Origin of the sequence: Streptomyces sp. NPDC090022 (assembly GCF_044748145.1) — a bacterium.
Taxonomy (GTDB): Bacteria; Actinomycetota; Actinomycetes; order Streptomycetales; family Streptomycetaceae; genus Streptomyces.
This window is the reverse complement of record NZ_JBIVFN010000005.1, coordinates 234,679-253,171: the sequence shown is the minus strand read 5'-3', so window position 1 is coordinate 253,171 and position 18,493 is coordinate 234,679. Positions and strand designations below refer to the sequence as shown.

Genomic DNA, 18,493 nt, shown 5'->3' with positions numbered 1-18,493 from the left:
CCCGGCCGCTAACTCGCCACATCCACAGGAGATTTGACCGAATCGACGTGCGCTTCTCGCCTCTTGTTCAGCTCATGATGAAACGACTCGTATGTCCAGGGAGGCGTAGTGATCGAACCTGGCAAAGGCACCGCGAGCAACAATCTGCGCACGCTCGGAACCCTGGGCCGGACCGGGACGGTACCTCTCACCCTCGGCGTCGAAGAGGAGTTCCTGCTCGTCGACGCGCGCACCTACAAGGTCGTCCCGGCCGCCCCGCTCGTCCTGGCCACCGCGGAGGGCCAGCCGCACCAGCTGCACGCCGAGGGCACCCGCTACCAGGTGGAGATCTCCACTCCGGTCGCCGCCTCCTCGACGGGCCTGCGCGCGGAGCTCGCCGCGCTGCGGCGCACCCTCGCCCAGGCCGCCCGCGCACACGGCTGCCGGCTGCTGGCCAGCCCCTCGCCCGTCGTGGCGGTGGAGGGCCCGCTGCACCTGACGGACGACGAGCCGCGCCAGCGCGAGCAGCACCGGCGCTTCGGCGCGCTCACCGACACGCTCGTCAGCTGCGGGCGGCACGTGCACGTCGGCACCCTCGACGTGGACACGGCGGTGGCCGTGTCCAACCGGGTCAGGCCCTGGCTGCCCACGCTGATCGCGCTGGCGGCCAACTCGCCCTTCTGGAACGGCCGTGACACCGGCCATGCCAGCTGGCGCGCGATGGCCTGGTCGTCATGGCCCTCGGCCGGCCTCCCGCCGCATTTCGGCTCCACCGCCCACTACCGGCGCTCGGTGCAGATCCTGCTCGGCTCGGGGGCCGCGCTGGACACCAAGATGGTCTACTGGGACCTCCGCCCGTCCGGGCGCTGGCCCACGCTGGAGTTCCGGGCCCCGGACATGTCGGCGGACATCGACACCGCCGTCCTGCAGGCCGAGCTGGTCCGCGCCCTGGTGGCCACCGCCCTGCGGGAGCTGGCCGACCACCGCCCGGACCCGGCCGTACGGGACGACGTACTGCGCCTGGCGCGCTGGCGGGCGGCCCACGACGGCCTGGAGGGCTTCGGCCTGGACCCGTTCACCGGCGCCGAACTCCCGGCGGCCGACCTCGCCGAGGCCCTGCTGGACCTGGTGGCCCCGGAACTGGCGGCCTCCGGCGACCTGGACCACGCGGCGCGGACCCTGTCCTCCCTGCTCCGCGACGGCTCCGGCGCCCACCGCCAACGCGCGGCGTACGCCCGCCGCCAGGACCTGGGCGACGTACTGCGCCACCTGGCGGACGAGACCGAGAGGTCGTGACGCGCTGCGACACGGAACGCAGAAGCCGCAGGTGCGATCGTTCCCGCGCCTGCGGCCCACCGCGCGCAAGCAAGTTACCCGGACGGGCTCAGTCGACCCCGCGCAAATCGATCCGGCTCCGCCGGGGGCCGTTAGGCGTTCGCCACACCGCTCCCTCCGGCTCCCACGCTCCTATCGCACACGCTGAGCCCCGGAGAACTCTGCCCGCCAGCTGCACCGAATCACTGCGCAGTTGCTATGGGTCCCCACGCCCCGGCCCCTGTTCACCCACTGCGGACAGTTACGTTGCGTAGTGCCGTGCCTCCGAGCATCGCGCCTCGGGCCCGAGCACCTACAGCTATCAGCGGCCGCGCATCCGGCCCTCACCAAGGCCGGCCGTCCGGAGGGAGCTCGTCCGTCTCCTGCTGTATACGGTGCAGGGCGGAGACCGCGAGATCACGGTAGAACTGTTCCTCAGCACTGCCCCTGGCGCATCCGTCGGCCAGCCCAGTCGCTTCGCGCGCTGCTCGACATCCTCGGGGTAGGGCTGTCCGGGTGTCCCGGAGCGCATTCCGCTGATGTTGGAGGCGCACAGAGCACTCCTCAACTTGTTCAGACTGGTGTCTCCGTGGCGGTCCGCGCCACTTGGGCAGCGGCGTACGAAACCAGCTCCCAGACGAGCGTCCGGGGGCTTTGGACAGAATCGCCGCAACGACCCTGATCGTCCCTGAGTCGCTGTCGTCGAAATACTCGTCGATCACGTCAGTGACCGGGGAGTCGCAGAGTCCGGCGACGAGCTCAAAGTGGTGGGCTCCCAGGTCGAGCCTGCGAGCGGATTCCGGGTCGGCGGCGATCCAGTCGCGGATTTGTCGCAGCAGGGCCGGGAAGTCGTCGTAATCGCGGAACGGCGGTGTCACATTCCCGTGAAAGGCTCTGCCCGGATGGCGCCCCCGTCTGCCGACCGGCGGAGTTCGTCCCCACCGATGACGTGCTTCTCGGTCGGGATGAGAACGGCACCCCCATCGTGCTCAACCTCGCCTACCCCGCCCACGCCCTCATCGCCGGCAACACCCGCTCCGGCAAGTCGATCACCGTCAACACCCTCCTCGCCTACGCATCCCTCACGCGGGACGTACGGCTGATCATGATCGACCCCGACCTCGGCGCGGTCGCGCCCTGGTGGCGTACCGCCTGCAAGGTCTCCGACGCCATCCACCCCGACGAGCCGACGAGATCCTGCGCTGGGTCCGCAAGGAGATGCAGCGCCGGGAGCTGCTGTTCTGGTCCGGTCGCACCGACCGCATCACCGAGTTCAGCCCCGAGCTGCCGCTGCTGCTCGGGGTGATCGACGAGGTGGCGAACTACACCCGCCACCGGGCCGCAAGGCCCGCGAACGCTTCGAGGCCGCGCTGCTGGCCATCGCCGGCCAGGGCGCCAAGTTCGGCATCCGGCTGTGGCTGCTCGCCCAGAAGCCCTCCGCCGACGTGCTCACCACCGCCGTAACGCACCAACCTGTCCGCCCGGATCTGCCACCGCGTCGACGGTATCGAGGACTTCCTGCTGCCGTCGACTACTGCCATCAAACACCAGCGAAGCCCCGCCAGATTACGCCTGACGGGGCTTCGATTCGCCAGCGGGAGCATCGAAGTCGTTTTGATGAATCCCGCGTTGCCACCTCAAGCGCGAAGTTGACGCCTGAAGCAGGCTGCACGCGGAGGACCAAGACGGCAAGGCGCCTTGAACCTTTTTCAGGTCCCCACTCGAATAGTCGGGTGGCACGTCGCCAATTCCTTCCACTTCGAGGACGTAAAACTCCGCCAGATCACCCGCCACCGCAAGGCAAGCCTCCGGAAAGAAATTGAATCTCGCACGATAAAAATCGCCCAACCGGTCAGCAGCGCTGGATGCTACCGTCAGCGCCGCGAGAGAAAATTGCCTTGTGGGAGATTTCCAGTCGAACGAGCGCAGACCCCGGACCACAAGCAGCGCAGATTTCCCACTTCAAACTGCAAGGAGGTGCGCAGTTCGAAGAGAAGAGCCGCCGTGGAGGTCAAGTGACACACCTGAGAGTCGAGCAACTGCGCCTCTTGCAGCACGTCCGCTTCTCGTAGGGGATCCACTTCAACCGAGCCGAGAAATTCCGGATACGACCCGGCATGGACGAGATCATTTATCGAGATCATGGGATCCGGATGTGATTGTAAGGGTCAGCCCTGCTGACCGCCTGTCCAGTTAGGGGGCTGACTGATTGACCTGCTCTGTTCATGTACACCACATAACCGTTGATACCGGTTGCCACGGGTATGGGCCGGGCTTACGACATTCCGGTCGGAACTAAGGGCCTCGATCCTCGGGTGGCGCAAGTTCACCTGAGGTTGGAAAAGGCTCACTGAAGCCCCGCCAGTCAAAGCCAGTGGGGCTTCAGATTCGAATTCGAAGACTGTTTGCGGCGAGCCCTGCTCCGAGGCCACGGACGCCGAACTTGTCGCACATGCCCCGAGAACACGCCCGCCCTCAGTTCGAGGCTGGGCGCTAGCAGTCGATCAGCGACCGTGCGACTTCATTGCCCGCTTCCGTATTGGCGATCCAGGCGCGGCTGCCTAGCTTGGGTTCCCAGGAAAGGCGCTCAAGGTCATCAAGTACCAACTGGACGACCTCGCCAGACTCCCCCGCCCAGGGCGAGAATCCCTCTTCGGCAAGTTCACCAATCTGGATCAGGTTATTTTCGAGCAAGAAATGCAGCAGCTCGGAAAAGAATTCCTTCCACGGGAGACCCTTCACTCCTTCCCGTGCTACCCAGATGAGCTGATCAATTGGAACCCAATCGTCCAGCCCTTCGATCAATACGTCAGCAAAAATATGCCTGTCGATCATGGCAAGTGAACCTTCAATGCTTTTCCACCGCTGCCAGGTTGGATATCTACCGTTGCTCCACCAGAAGCCGACGCTGATCTCCACTGAATCACGGTTCCATCTTCTGAGCTCGTAACAGGATCATGCCCGGGCCTTCTTGAGGCGTCTCCAGCAGATGAGGCTGCAGGCGAGGGAGACGAAGGCGTCGTGGAGTTCGGTGCGGCGTTCCCAGCGGACGGCGAGGCGTTTGAACGGGTGGAGCAGGGCGAAGGTCTGGTCGACGACGTAGCGGAGCTTGCCCATGCCCTGGATGTTCGGGGCGCCCCTGCGGGAGATAACCGGCAGCATCCGGCGCTTGCGCAGCTCGCGGCGGTGGGGTCACAGTCGTATCCCTTGTCGCCGAGCAAGGCTTCGGGACGCCGTCGCGGGCGGCCGGGGCGTCCGGCGACAGGCGGGATGCCGTCGACCAGGGCGAGGGTCTGGGTGACGTCGTTGACGTTGGCCGCGGTGGTGATGACCTTCAGCGGGGTGCCGCGTCCGTCGCAGATCAGGTAGTGCTTGCTGCCCGTCTTGCGCCGGTCGACCGGCGACGGCCCGGTGTCGGCTCCCCCTTTTTCGCGCGGACATGGGAACCGTCGACGCACGCTCTTGACCAGTCCAGTTCGCCGGCCGCGTTCAGCTCGGCGAGCAGGACCCGGTGCAGCCGGTCGAAGACGCCGGCCTTCTGCCAGCGGTCCAGTCGCCGCCAGCAGGTCTGTCCGGAGCCGAACCCGAGCTCCAGGGGCAACAGTTGCCAGGCGATGTCGTTGTGCAGCACATGCAGGATGCCCTGGAGGCACAGCCGGTCCGGCACCGGCCGTGGCACCGGCGACCGCCCGGGCCAGGGCGGCAGCAACGGCTCGACCAGCGCCCACAAGTCATCGTCCACGATCCACGGCCGGGTAGTCACACCCTCCCGAACGGCCGAATCGTCACACCGGTCACGGCCGACCAGGAACGTTCAACAAGATCGTGTTACGAGCTCTAAGCGCCGAATCGATCCAAAACATCCAAGTCACCTTCGAAGGAGACCACCACAATCCACGCTCGATCCTCTGCGAGGAAGTAGTGATGCTCCGGCACCTCAAGAAGTGCAGCCGTAACCGAATCGGCCTCACCACCAGTAAAACGCACACCATAGGGCGAAAGACCGTCTCCCACATGTTCGACTGCAGAGCCTGGCCTGATTCGTGCACAGATTTCCCTGGATGCACTCGCCGCGAGCAACTGCTCGTCGTCGATTCTCCAATGCTTATGCCTCCCACCCGCGCGACGCCAATCGATCTTCCCTCCCACAAAAGAGAAATGGAGCCCCAACCAATCGAATGCATCTGACGCACTTGTTTTCCTCAGGGCAGCTAGAGGCGGCACGGAAAATACCTCTTCTTCCCAATAATCACCAGACAAGCCATTCCCCTATCGACCACATCCGTGCAAACCCTGAAGCTTCGTCACGGTCGCCTCAGTGGCATTGAACTGGACGTGCGGACCCTTCTCCTTGCCTGCCCACACGTTAATGCGAGCCCCACTTCGATCATCGAATTCGATCCGGAACCCCGCCTTGCCGTTAGCCGTCTGCATGCCGACGGGCTTACCTTTGATCGTACCGAACTTACCCAGCGTCACTTTTTCAGCATTGAATCCGCGAGACCTCAGCCAATCCAGAGCCTGATTCCGCGCCTGGTTGAAGTCATCGGTGACAGGCTCGCCGCCATCATTGTGAACCAGGACCGGCGTCGCCCCTGCCAGCACATAGTACGTGTGCGAGCGGGGTCGCCGTCAGCTGCAACTTCGCTGGTCAGCCTCCGGTTTGACAGCCGTTCCACGTCCGTGCGTGTGCACTGAAGTCCGCAAGTGTTGCCGTCACTACTGCCGTCAGTGGTCTATACCGCCTGGGGAATTCCAGGAATTCCGAATGCGTGTCAAGCGGCTTTGTCGTGCGGGGTGAGGCTGATGGTCAGGTCGGCGCCGAGAGCCTGAGCCAGGCGGCGCAGGAGGGGAAGCGTGGGCACGGTCCCGCCGCCTTCGAAGCGGGAGATCTGCGGCTGCTTCATCCCGCACCGCTCGGCCAGCTCGGCCTGGGACAACCCGAGCTCGATACGCCGGTCGTGGACGAGTTGCCCGAGCTCGCGGGCGAGCGCGGAAGGCGGGTCCTGCATGGTTCCTCCCCGCCTCAGGCCGCTGGGGCGACGATGGTGACGGTGGGCTCGTCTCCGCCGGCGAGGTGCACATCCACCGTGAGGTCCAGTGCGCGGGCCAGGCGCATGATGACCGCGATGGGCGGCAGCTCGGTGGCCGTCTCGATGCCTTCGATGTCATCGACGTCGACGTGCATGCGCTCGGCGAGGTCGGCCTCACTCAGACCCAGCTGCTTACGCCGGTCGTAGACGGCCTTGCCCAACGTCATGGCGAGACCGGCCTCTTCGTAGACCCGGTCGTACTCGGGGTCGGCGTCCAGGTGCTCGCCCAGCAGCTGGCGGTGGCGACGGGTCCTCCATTCGCAGTGGTTCATCGGTTCTCCTTGAGGTTGCGGCTGTAGAGATCGTGCTCGGCGGCGGCTTCATGCTCTGCCTCGCACAAGCGCTGTGCGGCGTGGGCGCGGTCCACTTCGGCCTGCTCGCGCAGCTTGGTCTTGCGGAGCACGGTGAGCAGCACGACACGTCGGCCGGGCGCCAGCCAGTAGGTGATCCGCTGATGGGCATCGCCGAGGCGGAAGCGCAGCTCGCGGAGCTTGCCGCCCAGATGGCGGGAGTGTGGTTCGTCGAGCGTGGTGGGCTGCTCGGCGAGCAGGTCGGCGATGCGTTCGGCCTGCTTGTAGTGATGGGCGGGAATGTTCTCCAGCCACAGCCGTACCTCCGGCTCGATCTCGATCGAGTGGCGCCCGCCGTCCATAGCGCCGATGATATATGGCACGGGGTGTGAGAGCGCGGCTTCGTAGTTCAGGTCGTGTGCCGTCGCCGCGATCTGCCACTCCGGCGTCGCACGCCCCAATAGCCCCCTCATCCTGCTGCGGCGGCGGTGCCGCAAACCAGCGGCAACGGCCGGAGCGGCGGCGGGTCGGCTTCTTCCGGCGGGGGCGGGCCCGAGCGGGAGAGGCAGCGTACAGCCGGGCTGATGCGTCGCCCAGTCTGGGGCGCGGGACCGGGTCGGGCGGGGTCGGTCTGCCACGGGCGGCCGGGAACTCACTCCCCGCCGGAGGCGCCCGTGGGGCGATGTCAACGTCACGCACCGCCGGTGATCACCACCGCGCCCCGCCGACCAAGCCCCCACTGGTCCGGCCCCCGCGTCCACCTTCGAGGCGCCCCGTTCCCCTGTGAGCCGATCACTTCGGCCTGCCCACGCCACCCCGCGCAGTACCGCTTCCGCGCTCCCGCCGAAAGGCCCCGTTCCGCATGCCCGCACAGCTCCAACTCCCGTACCCCCCAACCGCTCCCGCCGCCTCGCGCCCGTCGCCAGCCTTCACGACGCCGACCTGCCCGGCGAACGTCACCGCTTCGCGGCGGGGCGGTCGACGCTGGAGCACCGCGCCAGGCTCACCGCCAGGCTGGCGAAGCTCGCCGCCACCGGCCAACTCGCACCCCTCGCACGACAGATCAGCACGCTCGGCGGTTGCGCGCACCCGATCCGCCTCACCGGGCACCGAACCCGACTCGACAGCGCGACCGGCGAAGTCCTCGACCACTTCGACTCCGGCCGACTCCCGGCGGGCGAACTGCTGGTCCGCTGCGGCAACCGCCGCGCCACTCGCTGCCCCGCCTGCTCCGCCGTCTACCGCTACGACACCTACCAGCTCATCACCGCAGGACTTCGCGGCGGCAAGACCGTCCCCACCAGCGTCGCAGCCCACCCCCGCATCTTCGCCACCCTCACCGCACCCGGCTTCGGCCCCGTCCACAACCAGCCCGACACCGGCCGCTGCCACTGCGGCCACACCCACCCCGACAACGACCCGCTCCTCGGCACCCCACTCGACCCCGACCGCTACGACTACGCCAGCGCGGTCCTGTGGAACGCCCACGCCCCGGCCCTGTGGGCACGCTTCACCACCCACCTACGCCGCGAGATCGCCAAAGCCGCCGGACTCACCCAGCGCACCCTGCGGCACCACGCCACGCTCTCCTACGCCAAGGTCGCCGAGTACCAGAAACGGGGCCAGGTCCACTTCCACGCCGTCATCCGCCTCGACGGACCCACCGGTCCCGCCAGTACCCCGCCCGCCTGGGCCACCACCCAGCTCCTCGACCACGCCGTCCGCGCCGCCGCCACACGCACCCGCGTCCACCACGCAGGTCAGCCGCAGCCGTCCGCCGAAGACGCGCCCAGGCCCTGGGAGACCGGCCGGGGCGGGCCGTCGGTGTTCCGGTTCGGGCGGCAGATCGACGTCCGGCCGATCCGCAGCATGGACTTCACCGGCGACGGTCCGGTCACCGATCGGCACGTCGCCGCCTACATCGCCAAGTACGCCACCAAGGGCGCCGAGACCACCACCGGCACCCTCGACCGCCGCCTCCGCTTCCTCGCCGAGCTGCACAAGTACGACATCACCGACCACGCCCGCCGCATGATCCACAGCGCCTGGCACCTCGCCACCAAACGACGGCACGCCCACCTACGCCTGCGCCAATGGGCCCACATGCTCGGCTTCCGAGGCCACTTCTCCACCCGCACCCGCCACTACTCCACCACCCTCGCCCACCTCCGCGCCGAACGCACCGCCTGGCGAACCGGCCGACCTGAGCCTCAGACCCCAGCCAAGGGTGGGACGCAGACCGAACAGACGGACGGCACTCCGGTCAGTGACCGCGCCGGACACCCCACTGACCTGGCAGCCGGTCACCGACCCGGTCACGGTCATTCCACAGGTCACCGTCCCGGTCACCGCGACATCGCCGCACGGCCCGACGGCTCGGACACGACGCTGGTCATCTCCCACTGACAGTACGCCGGAACCGGCCTCCTGCCCGAACTCGAACACCTCGCCGACCTCCTGGCCGCGAAGCGGCGGACCCGACCCGAGCAACCGACCCGAACCCGACGCTCGAAGCGCTCCGGTGACCGCGCCGGTCACCCGGTGGGTCACTCCACCGATCGGCTGACCAGTGCTGTCCGGGCGGGGGCCGTCGCGTGACCGCCGGCACGGAACTGCTGACGGTTCCCCAGGTCATGGCCCGCCTCCAGCTCGGCCGTTCCGCCGTCTACGACTTGCTCCGCACCCGGCAGCTCGCCTCGATCACCCTCGGCCGCGCCCGCCGCATACCCGCCCACGCCCTGACCGACTTCATCCGCACCCGCCTCGACCAGGAAGCCGCCGCCTGATGACCACGTCCCGAGACACCCCCGCCTCCCGCCGCGTCCGCGCCAACGGCGACAGCACCGTCTACCAGCGCAAGGACGGCCGCTGGGAAGCCGCCGGATACGTCCTCGCCCCCGGCAACACCCGCAAGCGCATCCGCGTCTACGGCACCACCCGCAAGGACGCCCTGGCCAAGCTCACCGAGAAGATCGCCGCCAGCAACCGCGGCCTCCCCGTCCCGTCCGCGCAGGGCAGCGTGGCCGCGTACCTGACGTACTGGCTGGAGAACGTCGCCGTCCACCACCTCCGCGAGAACACCCACACCCGCTACACCGCCTGCGTCCACCGGTACCTGATCCCCGGCCTCGGCAAGAAGAAGCTCACCAAGCTCACTGCCAAGGATGTCCGCACCTGGCTCAACCAGCTCCGCACCACCTGCCAGTGCTGCGTGTGCGGCATCGACGCCAGGCGCGACCACCCCCACTGCTGCGCCGCCGGCCAGTGCTGCAACAAGCAGCTCTCCCCGCTGACGCTCACCTACATCCACTCTGTGCTCAAGTCCGCCCTGGAGCACGCCGTGCGCGAGGAAGAGATTCCCCGCAATGTCGCCCGCAACGTCCGCACCGGCACCCCACGGCCCCGACGTTTCGAACCCCTCACCGCCGACGAAGCCCGCCAGCTCCTTACCACCGCCCAGGGCCACCGGCTGCACGCGCTGTTCGAACTCGCCCTCCACACCGGACTCCGCAAGGGAGAACTCCTCGGTCTGCGCTGGGAAGACCTTGACCTCGGCGCGGGCACCGCCGCAATCCGCCGAACCTTGCAGCGCACCACCGCAGGCGGGCTCACCACGCTGCCCACCAAGACCCGGGCTTCCGAGCGCCGCATCGCCCTCCCCGCCCGCTGCCTCCAGTCGCTGAAGCTCCACCACGAACAGCAGCAGCGCGAGCGCGCGGCAGCAGGCATCGCGTGGCAGCGCAGCGGGCACGTGTTCACCACGGTGCAGGGCGGACCGATCGACCCGACAAACCTCACCCGCGCCTTCACCACGCTCCTCCGTAAGGCCGGCCTCCGCCGCATCCGCTTCCACGACCTCCGCCATTCGGCAGCGACCCTGCTCCTGGAACAGGGCGTCGAACTCGTCGTGATCAAGGAACTCCTCGGCCACGCTCACATCGGGGTCACCGCCACCGTCTACGCCCACGTAAGGCTCCGCCTCCAACGCGACGCCATCGACACCCTCAGTACCGCCCTGGACGGGCCTGCCAACGACGAGTCGCCCCACGACGACGGCGACGACCCGCCGCTGTGCGGAGCCACCGTCCACTGACGTTGCCGTCAACTACTGCCGTCAGACGCCTCTGTGGCCCCGCCGGGAGCTTCCCGGCGGGGCCACAAATTTGCTCTTGCGCACACCAGGAGGTGCGGTGTGGAGGTCAGGATTTCCGGCTACCGCCGAGCATCACTCCCCACTCCACACTGCAATCTCCCCTCCCGGCATGCAAGTCACTCGCTGCCCCTTCGGCCCGACAAGCCCCCACGCCTCATAATCGCCATCCGGCCGGACGGTCAGCTTCGAGCCGCTTTCAAATTCGATCACGAGATCCCCGGCGCTTCCCGCCTCGGCCTCGGTAATTACGTCACGGGCCAGCCGAACGAGATGGGGGGTCACAACATCCGGAGATTCTGGATCGAAAGACACATGATCCCCGGACGAGACCTGAAGAACCGCCTCGGTCTCGACGCGCAGCTCGTAATCCCCGCTAGTCAGGACTGTGAGAGCCGCATCAAAGCAGACACGGGTAACTGCTTGACCCTGAAGGTTCAGATTCACGCCTACCACCCCGCCGGAAGTGGATAAGTTCCATCAGGATTCATCGGGATATGCGTATCAGCTTTCGAGCCGGGTTTCCCGTTGAGTCCGATCGGCTGACCACTCTTGTTGTGGAAACGCACGTAGCCATTCGGGTACCTGCCGGTCGCATCCATCACACGAACCATGTCAGCATTTCCGGTCGACCCAGGCTTCTGCCACACAATTCCCTTTCCGTTATCAGCACCCCGCCCTACCCAATCGTCACCGACGCCAGCGGGACGCGGACCAAGATTGATGGCGGTAGGGCACGGTGTCGAATTGTGAACGAGTACCGGAGTCTGGCCCGCCAGCACATAGTACGTGTGGAGGTCGTCGATCGTGAGGTTATGAACCGTTGCCGGTAGGGTCCAGCGCTTGATTTCCGCAACCTGCACGTGCGTGCCGGTCTCGGTGAGTAGCTGGGTGCCGGGACGCAGGTCGGCTGCGTCGACCCACTCGTTGAGTTCGGGGACCCAGAAGGGATGGCCGTTGGTCGCTGTGACTGTGGCTGTTGCGGTGCCGGCGTCGCTGTCGAGGTCGATGGTGACGTCGATCAGGTCCTTCTCGCCCTGGCCGGTGATTGTCGCTGTTACGTCCTTGACGGCTGTTTCGCCGGTCTCGGGGTCGGTGGCTACGACATCGTCTCCGGGTTCCAGCTCTTCGATGGGCTTGGAGGTCCCGTCTGCCAGCAACACGTGCGTGCCCGGCACGAAGCTGTTGCAGGGGCGCACACTCTTGGGCCCCTTTGCGCCAGCCCCTGCGCGGGCGCCGACGCCGGCGGCGAAGGATTCTCCGAATGCCTGTGAGGTGGGTGCGTCGTAGATGGGGGAGTCGATCAGTTTGCCAGTAACCAGGGCGTCAGCCGGTCCGTAGCATTCGAGGAAGTCGCAGGGCCGGAGCTTGAGATATTCAAGCTCTTCCTCGGAGGCTCCGACGAGCCACATTTTCCAGGCGATCTGCTTGACGACGCTGCCGCTTGTCGGGTCGTAGTCGACATGCATCCGGGCGTATTCTGCCCCGTGGGTTTCCCTGGTGCGGAGGGGCTTGTTGCGCGTGGGGTGCAAGTCCCGTTCGATCGCGCGCTGGTATGAGTTCCGGGTGTCGGCGGCGATGTTGTTGCGACGGTTCTGGCGCCTGGTGGCGACTTCGACGACCTTTTCGGGAGCGGCCTCGAAGCCCGGGTCGTCGTTTCCGCCTTCGAAGTACTTCAGGCCGCTGGGGTCGGAGTTGTTGACGGGGTTGGCGTTGGCGTAGGTGTACCCGTTCATCTGGAGCGGGTCTGTGATGTCGAGGATCGGGTCGACGGAGATGAAGCGGCCGGTGGTGGGGTCGTATTCGCGGGCACCGATGTGGGTGAGGTCGGTGGAGGCGTCGGCGACGCCCACGCCGAGGTAGGTGCGGTTGCCCGACCAGGTGGTGGGTTCGGCGCCGCGAGGGTTGCCGTACGGGTCGAACTTGCGGCGGATGAGGGGCTGGCCGTCGGACTGCTCGACCGACGTGGTCGCCGTGTTGTGGTGGTCGGCGAGCTGGACGGTCAGTTTGTGGCCGGTGTTCTTGCCGAGGGTCTGGCGGACCGTGGTCGGGCCGCCCGGGCCGGCGTAGGAGCGGGTGGCGTCCAGGGGCTGGCCGGCCGTGTTGACGGTGACGGTGGTTTCACCGAGGTAGAGGGTGCGGGTGCTGCCGGTGTCCTCGATCAGGCGGTTGCCGGAGGAGTCGTACAGGTAGGTGGTGGTGTGGCTGAAGCTCCACTGCTGGTTGGCCTGGGCGTTGCAGGTCCACAGGCCCAGGTCGGTGCCGTCGGTGTCGTTCCACGCGGGGACGTCGACACACTGGTTGGTCGCCGGGTGGTGGAGGGACTTGTCGCCGGCGCGGTAGGTGAACTTCTGTTCCGGACCGCCGTTGCACGCGACCAGGCGAAGGGCGCCGTTCTGGTTGGTGACGCACTTGTCCCGGAAGCGGAGGGTGTCCTCGGTCAGGCGCCACTGCTGGGCCTTGGAGGCGTTGCAGGACACGAGCTGGATCGGCGTGCCGTCGGCGACCAGGCCGTTGTCGAGGTCGAGGCACTTGCCGGACAGGCCCTGGATGGGCACCGCGCCGATGCCGGGGCTCGTCGCGGAGGTGAGCCTGTTGCGGCGGTCCCACTCCAGGGTCTGTGTGTCGCCGCCGATGGTGCGCCCGGTGGTGTTGCCCGAGCTGTCGTAGGTATAGGTGGACTGGGAGGCGACCGTGGAGCCCGGCTTCCTGACGACGGAGTCGACCTTGGTCAGGGCGTGCGGCTTGGTCGTGATCGGCGGCTGGGTGCCACCGCTGGCGGTCACACCGTACGTGTAGGTGAACGTGTCGTTGTGGGCCTGGTCGGCCAGGTCGTGGTCGGTCAGCGTCTTGCGGTTGCCGATCGCGTCGAAGGTGTAGCTCTGCCAGTAGCCGTCGCCGTCCGGGCCGGGGGTGACGTCGGCCTCGACCGGGCCGGCGCACGTCTTGCCGGTCCAGGCCTGGGTGAGCTGGCCCATCGGGTCGTAGGTGTAGCACTGCCGGTCGACCCGCCCGCCCGGCTGGGTGTCGGTGACCGCCGTGATACTGCCGGCCGTGTTGTAGGTGTAGGAGAGTGCGCTGATCCGGGTGTCCGGGCTGGCCGTCTCCCGGTCGGTGATGGATTGAGTGAGACGGCCGGTGTTCGGGTCGCGGAAGTTGCTGCTCCAGACGCGGTTCGGGGCCTTGCCCGAGGCTGTTTGCAGGACTTCTCCGAACGGGCTGTAGACCGTGTCCGCCGTGTACCAGGACAGGCCGGACAGGGTGGTCGGCATACCCTCGGCGTTGTAGCGGGTCACCAGCCGTTCGGCGGCGAGGCCGCCCGGGGTGCCCGGGAGCGTCGTCGACTGGACCTTGCCGGTGGGGGTGTAGGCGGTGCTGTAGGTGTAGGTGCCCGCCAGGCCCTTGGTTGCCGCCGTGTCCGGAATGGTGATCTTGGATCCGGTCGGGCGGTACTCGGTGTCATAGCCGGTGACCTCGGTCGTGATGGCCATGCCGTTGGTGTGGCGTGTCGAGGACGCGGGCTGGCCCTTGGCGCCCGGCAGGGTGTCGTAGGTCCAGGTGGCCGCCAGCGGGCCGTTCCAGTCGTTCTCGTGCTCGGACGTCTTGCGCCCGAGCTTGTCGTAATAGGTGAACGTCTTCTCGCCGGCCGCGTTCTCGGTCCAGACCTGCTGGTCGAGGTTGTTGTAGCCGATCGCGGCCGTGCCCATGTCCGGGTCGCTGGAGCCGGTCTTGCGGCCCCGGGCGTCGTAGCTGTACGTCCAGTTGTTGCCGGCCGTGTCGGTGACCTTGGTCAGCTTGCCGCGGAGGTCGTACGCGTACGTGGTGTCGTTCCACGTGGTGAGGTCGGTCGCCGTGGCGTGCTGGATGAGGGTGGTACGGCCCGCCGCGTCGGTCCAGGTCTTGGCGGCGCGGCTGCCCGGGAGCGGGTTCGAGCCCGCCGGTGAGACGGCCGAGCGGGTCAGGGTCCAGTCGCCCTCGTACTGGGTGATGCTGGAGTGCTGGGGCGTGCCCGCGTGGAGGGTGGTCACGCGTGTGGGGCGGCCCAGGCCGTCGTAGGCGGCCTTGGTGGAGTTGGGGACGACGGTCAGCGGGACGAAGGGCTTGTTCTCCGGCTCGCCCTCTGCGAGGTAGTTGTTGCGGGTTTCTCGGACGGTGCCGTTGGCGCTGTAGAGGGTGTCGGTGATCAGGCGGCCGCCGCCCAGGGCTTCCTTCTGGGTCTGGAACGGGCGGAGCAGGCCGTCGTAGATCGCGACCGAGTCCTGGTAGGTGCCGTTGTCCCGCAGGACGCCGGTGGTGACTACTGGCGGCTGGTGCTCGGAGATCTGGTAGCTGAAGGTGTAGGCGGGCTTGTCGGTGGCCGGCTTCTGGGACGGTGTCCAGGCCGCAGTGGCACGGCCGAAGTGGTCATAGCCCGTGCTCGCCTTGCGGCCGTTGGCGTCCGTGACTTCGAGGACGGTGCCGCGGCCCGGGTCGCTTTTGGTCGTTGCCGTGTGCCCGAGCGGGTTGGTCACCGTGGTGGCGAATGCGGGGCCGGTGGCCGGGCTGAAGGCGGTAGCTGTGGTGTTGCCCGCCGCGTCGTGAACCTTGGTGGAACGGCCCAGCTCGTCGTACTCGATCCGGGTGGTCGTGACCCAGCCGGTGCCGGCCGCGTCGTTGGTGTCAATCTGGTACGGCAGCCCCTTCACCGGCGCGACGCCGAAGGCGTTGGGCGCGTCGAAGGAGGTGCGGGTGTTGGAGATCAGCGGGGCACCGGACGTGGCCTGGGTGCAGTCGCCGGCCGTGGTGGTGACCTGCTGGGCAAGGCCGATGATGTGCTTGTCCGTGTTGTGGACGTACTGGGTGAGGGCGCAGACCTGGTCCGCGACGGTCCACCCGCCGGTCCCGTTGGGAGTATGGGTCTCGACTTGGGCCGACTTCGGCAGGGCGTAGGTCTCGTCGAAGGCGGTGAGGGACCGGACGATGCGGGTGCCGCCGCCGCTGACTGTCTGGATCTTGTCCGTGCGGGCGGTGCCGCTGGGGTACGCCTCCAGCGCGGTGGTGCCGTCGCGGGGCCGGGAGGCCGTCTTCTTGCTCTCCCAGGGCCAGCTCAGCTCGCGTGCGACGACGCTGCCGCCCGCCTTGGTGTAGGTGATCGTTTCTGCGACCCTGCCCTGGTACTGGGGCAGGTCCTTGCCGAGGGTTTCGGTGCCGGTGGAGTCCTTGACGGTGATCTCAGCGCGTCCGGCGTCCCCCGACATGCCGCGGAAGTAGCGGGTGCGGGTCTGGGACTCCTCGGTGGCTTCGGGCGTGCCCGTGTTGGCGGTGACGCCCTTGTTCACCAGGACGGATTCGTAGCCGCGCCACTGGTTGTACGTACGGAGCTCGGGCTTGGTGAACTCGTCGGTGTCCTTGGCCCAGGCGGGCTTGCCCTCGTACGTGTAGGTGGTCGTGACGTCGGGCTGGCGTGCGACGCGGTCCTTCTCCGTGACCTTGTCGACGACGTACTTGTTGAACCACTCGATCGGCGGTGTCTGCACGTCCCCGTCAGGGGACCAGCGGACGGGGTAGCAGCGGGTGCCGTTCTCCTCCGGCTTGGTGGTGATGGTGCCGACGGCGCAGGGCGCGGAGTAGGTGACGGCGATTTCGCCGCCGGTCTCGGTGCGGATGGTCTCCACGCGCAGACGGTCGAAGTCGGGGATGGGGTCGGCCTTGGCGTCGAGACCCTTGGCCACGCGGTTGGGCATGTCCTTCGCGTTGGCCTCAAAGATCACCGGCGGAAGAGAGGTACCGAGCTGCTGGCCCGCCGCGTCGAGCGTGGTTCCGTAACCGGTGCGGATGATCGAGTCCAGCCACAGCGGCGGGTGGGAATCGGTGCGCTGCGTGGGGAAGGACTGCTTCAACGTCCACTGGTCGACCTTGGACAGGCCGGTGGAGCCTTCGGTGCGCTGGGCGTACGTCGTGACCGTCTCCAGGCGCTTGCGCGTCCAGAAGGTCGGCGCGCCCTTGTCGCACTCCTTCACGTCTGCCTTGCAGTGCAGCGTGGCGGGGGTGTCCCACCAGGGCTGCTTCTTCAGGAACTGGTTCGCCTCGAAATCGGCCTCCGCGCAGCCCGTGGTCGCCGTCGGGAAGCAGCGCTCCTTTACGGCGAACTCCACCTTGGCTGCCGGAGCCCCGTTCAGGTTGCCGGCGCGCAGGCCGTAGCTGACACCGGTGGGGTAGCCGCCGCGGACGTAGGGGACCTTCTCCGTGGTCTTGCCGTTCTTGGCGTAGTGATTGGTCTCCTTGCTCCAGTCGACGACCATGGCGTTGCCGTTGACGTCCTCGACGTAGTCGAGGTTCCACCGCCAGCCCTGGGTGCAGGAGGAGGCGGCGTAGGCGGACTGGTGGCAGGGCTCACCGGGGTGGTTGCCGAAGACGGGCACGGTGAAGACCGAGTTGGTCACCGGGCGGCTGCCGCCGCCGTCCACGTCGTGGAGTCCGAAGTGGTAGCGGGTGCCGTCCCGGGTGGTGACGACCCAGTACTCGCCGTCCTTCGCACCGTTGCCCAGCGCGGCGTCCGTCTTGCGCTCGATGCGGGACCCGTCGTCGGAAGCCGGCACCCACCGGCCGGTCGCGGCATCGCGCACCAGCTCGGTGGTGCTGCCGCCCAGCGACATCACCACGTTGTCACCGGCCCAGCACAGGTCACCCTTCTTCTTGTCCGTGTCGTTGTCGTTGTTCGGCGCGCCCGGCGTCGCCTTGCGGTCTTCCGAGCAGGAGCGGTAGCGCCGCTCGATGTAGCCGGGCTCGTAGTCCCAGCCGTCGCCGATCCAAGACGCCTGGCTGTTGGCGACGGAAGTCTTGCCGTCGACGGCCTGCGAGGAATACGAGAAGGCGATCTTGGGGGACGGGCCGTTCGGCGGAGCGGGGAGCGTCAGCGGGTAGCTCCACGAAAATCCGCCACCGCTGCCGCCGGCCGTCCAGCTGCCGGAAGGCGCCAGCGACGTGGCCTTGTACGTACCGCCCGGGCCGGCGCCGGAGTCTTCCGCGGTCACCACGGAGGTGGTGCCGCCGACCGCCATGGTCCGCAGGCCCTGCCCCGGGGCCGTGGCCGGGTCGACCGTGGCGTGGACAGCGTGGCCCTCGTTGACGGTGGGGATGTCCTTGGCCACCGCGCACTCGGGGAGGTCCGGGGTGGTCAGGAAGCACTCGGGACGCTGCTTCAGCTGCAGGCGCGATGCCCATTCCGTGCCGTAGAGGTCCTCGAACTTGCTGTAGTCCAGGTGCACCTCCACCGGCGTCGAGGCACCCTCCGGCGGCGTGACCTTGATGATCGCGCCGTCGACGCCGACCGCCTCCGTGGTGGCCCGCGACTCGACGGCCACCGACCACGTACCCGAAGGGTCCGGCGGCGTCGGGTTCTCCGCAGTCGCGGCGGCCTTGCCGAGACTGACCGGAAGAGACCCCGCCTGGACCAGCTGGTCACCGCTCAGCGCGACGCTCGCGGAACCGGCCGGTGGCGGTATCTCCTCCTTCGCCGTGTACGGCGCGGGCTCCGTGGGGGCTCCGCCGCTCCAGTCCTCCAGCTGTGCCGCTGCCGCCTTGTCCAGCTCGACCTTCGCGTCCTTCTGAAGTGCGGGCAGCTGGATGCTGTTGCGGCCGCCGGGCGGTGCGGCCCAGGCCTGGGCGGGCAGCAGAGTCGCCATCAG

General features: G+C 67.7%; 13 protein-coding genes and 2 pseudogenes. 5 read left to right on the top strand and 10 right to left on the bottom strand.

The genetic code is table 11. The features are described 5' to 3' along the window. Positions 1-108: 108 nt before the first annotated feature. Complete coding sequence (locus tag ACIPXB_RS14095; protein WP_401448754.1) at positions 109-1,275, top strand: glutamate--cysteine ligase; 1,167 nt, start codon at positions 109-111, stop codon at positions 1,273-1,275. A gap of 967 nt (positions 1,276-2,242) precedes the next feature. Continuing rightward, on the top strand, positions 2,243-2,599 hold the full coding sequence (locus tag ACIPXB_RS14090) for an FtsK/SpoIIIE domain-containing protein (RefSeq protein ID WP_401448751.1): 357 nt from the start codon (positions 2,243-2,245) through the stop codon (positions 2,597-2,599). Positions 2,600-2,615: 16 nt separating this feature from the next. Here ACIPXB_RS14090 and ACIPXB_RS14085 read toward each other — a convergent pair whose 3' ends face one another. From ACIPXB_RS14085 to ACIPXB_RS14050, 8 genes and pseudogenes are all read right to left on the bottom strand, one after another. Continuing rightward, positions 2,616-2,834 (bottom strand): hypothetical protein, encoded by a 219-nt coding sequence (locus ACIPXB_RS14085; protein WP_401448749.1) that lies wholly within the window; start codon positions 2,832-2,834, stop codon positions 2,616-2,618. Between the two features lie 952 nt (positions 2,835-3,786). After that, on the bottom strand, positions 3,787-4,212 hold the full coding sequence (locus ACIPXB_RS14080; RefSeq protein WP_401448747.1) for a hypothetical protein: 426 nt from the start codon (positions 4,210-4,212) through the stop codon (positions 3,787-3,789). 36 nt (positions 4,213-4,248) lie between these two features. After that, positions 4,249-5,038: pseudogene (locus ACIPXB_RS14075) on the bottom strand (IS5 family transposase). 92 nt (positions 5,039-5,130) lie between these two features. After that, positions 5,131-5,553: a hypothetical protein gene (locus ACIPXB_RS14070; RefSeq protein ID WP_401448745.1), complete on the bottom strand. Its 423-nt coding sequence runs from the start codon at positions 5,551-5,553 to the stop codon at positions 5,131-5,133. Between the two features lie 9 nt (positions 5,554-5,562). After that, positions 5,563-5,898 carry a hypothetical protein gene (locus ACIPXB_RS14065; protein ID WP_401448743.1) on the bottom strand — a complete coding sequence of 112 codons (336 nt, stop codon included), beginning with the start codon at positions 5,896-5,898 and terminating at the stop codon, positions 5,563-5,565. A gap of 170 nt (positions 5,899-6,068) precedes the next feature. Next, positions 6,069-6,284: pseudogene (locus ACIPXB_RS14060) on the bottom strand (helix-turn-helix domain-containing protein); the annotation flags it as partial. Positions 6,285-6,319: 35 nt separating this feature from the next. After that, a complete protein-coding gene (locus tag ACIPXB_RS14055) occupies positions 6,320-6,658 on the bottom strand; it encodes a helix-turn-helix domain-containing protein (RefSeq protein WP_401448741.1) in 339 nt (112 codons plus the stop codon). Then, positions 6,655-7,038 carry a type II toxin-antitoxin system RelE/ParE family toxin gene (locus ACIPXB_RS14050; RefSeq protein ID WP_401448738.1) on the bottom strand — a complete coding sequence of 128 codons (384 nt, stop codon included), beginning with the start codon at positions 7,036-7,038 and terminating at the stop codon, positions 6,655-6,657. Before ACIPXB_RS14050 ends, ACIPXB_RS14055 begins: the two co-directional genes overlap by 4 nt. Before the next feature lie 652 nt (positions 7,039-7,690). Here ACIPXB_RS14050 and ACIPXB_RS14045 point away from each other — a divergent pair. The 3 genes from ACIPXB_RS14045 to ACIPXB_RS14035 all read left to right on the top strand — a co-directional run bounded on the left by ACIPXB_RS14045 (position 7,691) and on the right by ACIPXB_RS14035 (position 10,769). Continuing rightward, positions 7,691-9,082 (top strand): replication initiator, encoded by a 1,392-nt coding sequence (locus ACIPXB_RS14045; RefSeq protein ID WP_401448929.1) that lies wholly within the window; start codon positions 7,691-7,693, stop codon positions 9,080-9,082. Positions 9,083-9,270: 188 nt separating this feature from the next. Next, positions 9,271-9,462, top strand: a complete 192-nt coding sequence (locus ACIPXB_RS14040; protein ID WP_285779915.1) for a helix-turn-helix domain-containing protein — start codon at positions 9,271-9,273, stop codon at positions 9,460-9,462. Next, positions 9,462-10,769, top strand: coding sequence for a tyrosine-type recombinase/integrase (locus tag ACIPXB_RS14035; RefSeq protein ID WP_401448735.1), 1,308 nt, complete (start codon positions 9,462-9,464; stop codon positions 10,767-10,769). Before ACIPXB_RS14040 ends, ACIPXB_RS14035 begins: the two co-directional genes overlap by 1 nt. 132 nt (positions 10,770-10,901) lie before the next feature. Here ACIPXB_RS14035 and ACIPXB_RS14030 read toward each other — a convergent pair whose 3' ends face one another. Together ACIPXB_RS14030 and ACIPXB_RS14025 are read right to left on the bottom strand one after the other, a co-directional pair. Further along, positions 10,902-11,273: a DUF6188 family protein gene (locus ACIPXB_RS14030; protein ID WP_401448733.1), complete on the bottom strand. Its 372-nt coding sequence runs from the start codon at positions 11,271-11,273 to the stop codon at positions 10,902-10,904. A gap of 2 nt (positions 11,274-11,275) precedes the next feature. Then, a complete protein-coding gene (locus ACIPXB_RS14025) occupies positions 11,276-18,490 on the bottom strand; it encodes a polymorphic toxin-type HINT domain-containing protein (RefSeq protein ID WP_401448926.1) in 7,215 nt (2,404 codons plus the stop codon). Positions 18,491-18,493: the final 3 nt, after the last annotated feature.

What these genes read in the sequence shown, in the direction of transcription:
- ACIPXB_RS14050 (WP_401448738.1), bottom strand. Translation starts at nt 7,038, where the DNA reads ATGGACGGCGGGCGCCACTCGATCGAGATCGAGCCGGAGGTACGGCTG.
- ACIPXB_RS14035 (WP_401448735.1), top strand. Translation starts at nt 9,462, where the DNA reads ATGACCACGTCCCGAGACACCCCCGCCTCCCGCCGCGTCCGCGCCAAC.
- ACIPXB_RS14055 (WP_401448741.1), bottom strand. Translation starts at nt 6,658, where the DNA reads ATGAACCACTGCGAATGGAGGACCCGTCGCCACCGCCAGCTGCTGGGC.
- ACIPXB_RS14085 (WP_401448749.1), bottom strand. Translation starts at nt 2,834, where the DNA reads ATGGCAGTAGTCGACGGCAGCAGGAAGTCCTCGATACCGTCGACGCGG.
- ACIPXB_RS14025 (WP_401448926.1), bottom strand. Translation starts at nt 18,490, where the DNA reads ATGGCGACTCTGCTGCCCGCCCAGGCCTGGGCCGCACCGCCCGGCGGC.